4 protein-coding genes are annotated in these 4,962 nt (G+C 75.5%); 3 read left to right on the top strand and 1 reads right to left on the bottom strand.

Annotated elements, in window-relative coordinates:
• The 3 genes from IEJ02_RS47380 to hemQ form a co-directional block, all read left to right on the top strand.
• Positions 1–811, top strand: an 811-nt coding sequence (locus IEJ02_RS47380) for an IclR family transcriptional regulator domain-containing protein (protein ID WP_191070445.1), incomplete at its 5' end; no start/stop codon positions are given.
• The gene (gene hemG, locus IEJ02_RS47375; RefSeq protein WP_191070444.1) at positions 808–2,433 is read left to right on the top strand and encodes a protoporphyrinogen oxidase; all 1,626 of its coding nucleotides are present in this window, start codon (positions 808–810) and stop codon (positions 2,431–2,433) included. The genes IEJ02_RS47380 and hemG, both read left to right, overlap by 4 nt.
• Before the next feature lie 4 nt (positions 2,434–2,437).
• Positions 2,438–3,154, top strand: a complete 717-nt coding sequence (gene hemQ / locus IEJ02_RS47370) for a hydrogen peroxide-dependent heme synthase (protein ID WP_191070443.1) — start codon at positions 2,438–2,440, stop codon at positions 3,152–3,154.
• 206 nt (positions 3,155–3,360) lie between these two features.
• Here the strand turns inward: hemQ and IEJ02_RS47365 are convergent.
• Positions 3,361–4,962, bottom strand: a 1,602-nt coding sequence (locus IEJ02_RS47365; RefSeq protein WP_191070442.1) for an alpha/beta hydrolase, incomplete at its 5' end; no start/stop codon positions are given.

Raw genomic sequence — 4,962 nt, 5'->3', positions numbered from 1 at the left:
CGCGGCGCGCGGCGCGTCCGGCGCCACCGGGGGCGTGGCCCACGGCCTCGTGGGCGCGGGGCCGGGCGGCGGCCGGGGCGGGGGGATGACGCTCAGCGCCGTCGCGGAGGCCACCGGGCTGGCGCGGGCCACCGCCCGGCGCTCGCTGCTCACCCTGGTCGAGTTGGGGTACGCCGAGGCCGACGGCCGGGCCTTCCGGCCGCTGCCGCGCGTGCTGGAGCTCGGCTACGCCCCCCTCGCGGAGCTCGGCTTCACCGACATCGCCCAGCCGCACATGCGCGAACTGGTCCGCACCGTCCATGAGTCGGCGTCCCTGGCCGTCCTCGACGGCGGCGACATCCGCTACATCGCGCGCGTCCCCACCGTCCGCATCATGAGCGTCAACATCACCATCGGTACCCGCTTCCCCGCCTACGCCACCTCCATGGGCCGGGTGCTGCTCGCGGGCCTGGACGCCGACGCCCGCGCCGCCCACCTCGCCGGGGTGCGGCCGGAGCCGCTGACCCGGCACACCGTGACCGACGTGGCCGAGCTGGCGCGGATCGTGGAGCGCGCGGCGGAGGAGGGGCACGCCCTGGTCGACCAGGAGCTGGAGGAGGGGCTGCGGTCGCTCGCCGTGCCCGTGAGGGACGCGCGCGGACGCGTGGTGGCCGCCCTCAACGTGGCCACCCACGCCGGTCGCGGCACCGCCGAGAGCGCCCGTGGCGAGCTCCTCCCGGCGCTGCGCGCCACGGCCACCCGTATCGAGGCGGACTTGGCCACGGCCTCGGCGCAGCACGCCCTCGGGGCGGGTGAGACAGTGGGGGCATGAGAGCGGCGAACACCCCGGGGGCGGGGCGCACCGGCCATGTCGTGGTCATCGGCGGCGGAATCGCGGGCCTCGCGGCGGCTCACCGGCTGCTGGACGGCGGGGCGCGGGTGACGGTCCTGGAGGCGTCGGGGCGGCTCGGCGGCAAGCTGCGCTCGGGGGAGATCGAGGGCGTACCGGTGGACCTGGGCGCCGAGTCGATGCTCGCCCGCCGCCCGGAGGCGGTCGAGTTGGCGCGCGCCGTGGGCCTCGGTGACCGGCTGCAGCCGCCCGCGACCGCGACCGCCTCGCTCTGGACGCGCGGCGGGCTGCGCCCGATGCCCAAGGGGCATGTGATGGGCGTCCCCGGCGATCTGGAGCCGCTGGCCGCGTCCGGGGTGATCTCGGAGGAGGGGCTGGCCCGGATCGCCCGGGACCGGGAGCTGCCGCCCACGCCGGTGGGCGAGGACGTGGCGCTCGGTGGGTATCTGGCGGAGCGGCTCGGTCGCGAGGTGGTGGACCGGCTGGTGGAACCGCTGCTGGGCGGGGTGTACGCGGGCGATGTGTACCGCACCTCGATGCGCGCGTCGGTCCCCACCCTCTTCGAGGTGGCGCGATCCGGCCGCCCGCTGACCGAGGGCGTCCGGGAGCTGGCCGAGCGCGCCGCGCAGCGGCAGGACGGCCCCGTGTTCATGGGCATCGACGGCGGGATCGGCCGGCTGCCGCTCGCGGTCGCCGACGCCGTACGGGCCGCGGGCGGCGAGATCCGCACCGGGGCGCCCGTACGGGAGCTGCGGCGCACCGCCGACGGCTGGACCGTCGCGGTGGACGGCGCGGGCGGTACGGACAGCGTGAGCGGTACGGGCGGCGTGAGCGGTACGGGCGGCGTGAGCGGTACGGGCGGCGTGAGCGGTACGGGCGGCGTGAGCGGTACGGGCGGTGTGGATGGCGTGGGCGGCGCGAGCGGCGTGGACAGCGCGCGCGGCGCGGGCGGTACGGACGGCCCGCCGGTGGTGACGGCCGACGCCGTGGTGCTGGCGGTCCCCGCGCCCGCCGCCGCCCGGCTGCTGGCCGCCGGGGCCCCGGCCGCCTCCGCCGAGCTGGCCACCGTGGACTACGCCTCGATGGCGCTGATCACCATGGCCTTCCGGCGCGCCGATGTGGCCTCGCTCGCCGAGGGCAGCGGCTTCCTGGTGCCGCCGGTCGACGGCCGGACGATCAAGGCGGCCACGTTCTCCAGCCGCAAGTGGGGCTGGCTGCGCGACGCCGGTCCCGATCTCTTCGTGCTGCGTACCTCGATCGGGCGGTTTGACGACGAGGCGGATCTGAAGCGGGACGACGCCGATCTGGTAAGGATGTCGCTCGCCGATCTCGGCGAGGCCGTCGGCCTGACGGCGAAGCCCGTCGCGAGCCGGGTGGACCGCTGGGACGGCGGACTGCCCCAGTACCCGGTGGGCCATCTGGACCGGGTGGCCCGCATCCGCGCCGAGGTCGCCAAGGTGCCGGGGCTGGCGGTGTGCGGCGCGCTCTACGACGGGGTGGGCATCCCGGCGTGCGTCGGCAGCGCCCGTAAGGCGGCCGATGAGCTGCTGGGCGCCCTGGCGGGCCCCCTGGGGCCGGGCGCCGGAGCCGGAGAGCGAGAATAGGGCCATGACTGCTGCACCTGAGAAGACTCCCAACGCCGGTAAGAAGGCCAAGGACCTCAACGAGGTCATCCGCTACACCCTGTGGTCGGTGTTCCGGCTGCGCGATGTGCTGCCGGAGGACCGCACCGGCTACGCCGACGAGGTCGAGGAGCTCTTCTCCCAGCTCGCCGCCAAGGACGTCACCGTGCGCGGCACCTACGACGTGTCCGGGCTGCGCGCCGACGCGGACGTCATGATCTGGTGGCACTCGGAGACCTCCGACGCCCTCCAGGAGGCGTACAACCTCTTCCGCCGCACCCGGCTGGGGCGGCACCTGGAGCCGGTGTGGTCCAACATGGCGCTGCACCGCCCGGCCGAGTTCAACAAGTCCCACATCCCGGCGTTCCTCGCGGACGAGAACCCGCGCGAGTACGTGAGCGTGTACCCGTTCGTCCGCTCCTACGACTGGTACCTGCTGCCCGACGAGGACCGCCGCCGGATGCTCGCGGACCACGGCAAGATGGCCCGCGGCTACCCCGATGTGCGCGCCAACACGGTGGCGTCCTTCTCGCTCGGCGACTACGAGTGGATCCTGGCCTTCGAGGCGGACGAACTGCACCGGATCGTGGACCTGATGCGCCATCTGCGCGGCTCCGAGGCGCGCCGTCACGTCCGCGAGGAGGTGCCGTTCTACACCGGACGGCGCAGGGCCGTCTCCGAACTCGTCGCCGGTCTGGCCTGACGCCCTTACGGGATGTCCGGCGCGTGGCAGGGGCTTAGCCTCTGGGCCCCGGGGTCTGGGCGGAGCCCCATGCCTGGACCCGGGGTCTGGGCCGGAGCCCCATGCCCGGACCCGGGGTCTGGGGCGGAGCCCCAGTTGTGGGAAGGGGCGGGGAGGGGAACAGCCCGCCGCAGGCGTCACGATCCCGCACCGGCCCTGGCGACCCGTTACGGCGTGCCCGGAATCGTGGCCGGTTGCTTGCCCGACTCGGGCAGCGGGGCCGGTTCCGGTAGCGGCACGGGCTCCGGGCGCGGGGCGCAGAGGGCGGACCGGCCCGGGGTCCTCCCGGTCAGCAGATAGGTGTCCACATGGCGGTTGACGCAGGCGTTCGGGCCGCCCCACAGACCGTGCGTGCCCGCCTTCCGCTCGGTCACCAGCGAGGAGCCGGGCAGCCGGTGCCACAGCTCCTTCGCCCCCGCGTACGGGGTCGCCGCGTCCCGCTCCGCTGACAGCAGCAGCACCGGCGGCAGCGTGACCCGGCCCGGCCTCCGGGGGCCCACGGCCTCCAGGTTCCCCACGTCGAGGGGGCGGCCGGGCTTCAGCGGCCAGAAGGCGCACGGCAGGTTCATCGCCACGTTGTCCCAGGTCTCGAAGGGCGCGCTGCGGGCGAGGGCGGTGTTGTCGCGGTCCCAGGTGGCCCAGGCGCGCGGCCAGGGCGCGTCGTTGCACTCCACGGCGGTGTAGACGGCGTTGCCGTTCTCGTCGTCGGCCGCCTCCGCCGGATCGGGCGCGGCGAGTTCGATCAGCGGCTCCTGGTCGCCGCGCAGATAGGCGGCCAGCGCCCGGGCGGCCGGGTCCCAGTAGGCGTCGTTGTAGCCGGTCCTCAGGAACGCGCTCTGGAGCTGGGCGGTGCCGACGACCCCGCCCGCCGGCTTCCGCGCCAGCCGCCGCCGCGCCTTCTCGTACGAGGCGAGCACCCGATCCGCGGTGGCGCCCAGGTGGTAGACGGCGTGGTGCCGGGCGACCCAGCGGCGCCAGTCCCGCCAGCGCCGCTCGAAGGCCAGCGACTGGTCGAGGTTGTCGCGGTACCAGATCTGCGAAGGAGCGGGGTTGACCACGCTGTCGAAGACCATCCGGCGCACCCGCCCCGGGAACAGGGTGGCGTACACGGCCCCGTAGTACGTGCCGTACGAGGCGCCCACGAAGGTGAGCCGCCGCTCGCCCAGCGCGGCGCGCAGCACCTCCAGGTCACGGGCGTTGTTCAGCGTCGTGTAGTGCGCGAGCGCGCGGCCCGAGCGGCGCACACAGCCGCGCACATAGGCGCGTGCCCGCGCCACCAGCCGCCGTTTGAAGGCGGCGGTGGGGTGCGGCGGGGAGCTGGTCGGCGCCTTGGCGTAGGCCGACGGCCGCTGGCAGGACAGCGGGGCGGAGCGGCCCACACCCCGGGGGGCGTAGCCGACGAAGTCGTAGGCGGCGGCCACCCGGCGGAAGGCGTCCCCGGCCGCGTACTCGGGGAACGCCATGCTGGAGGCCCCTGGTCCGCCGGGGTTGTAGACCAGCGCGCCCTGACGCCGGGCCTTCGGGCCGGTGGCCCGGATCCGGCTGACGGTGAGGGAGATGTGCTTGCCGCGCGGACGGGCGTAGTCGAGCGGTACGGAGACCTTTCCGCAGGTGATGGGGGCCGCCAGCGCCTCGGCGCGGGGGCAGCGGCGGAAGGTGATACCGCGCTGCGCCGCGCGCCGGGCGGCGAACGCCACGCCGCGGGCCGCGGCCGCGTCGCCGGGCCGGGCGGTGGCTGGGGCGGCCGAGGCGGACCAGGTGGTCCAGGC

This window comes from Streptomyces sp. 5-10, from assembly GCF_014712245.1.
Lineage (GTDB): Bacteria > Actinomycetota > Actinomycetes > Streptomycetales > Streptomycetaceae > Streptomyces > Streptomyces violaceusniger.
The sequence above is the reverse complement of the archived record's forward strand: the minus strand, read 5'-3'. Positions and strand labels throughout refer to the sequence as shown.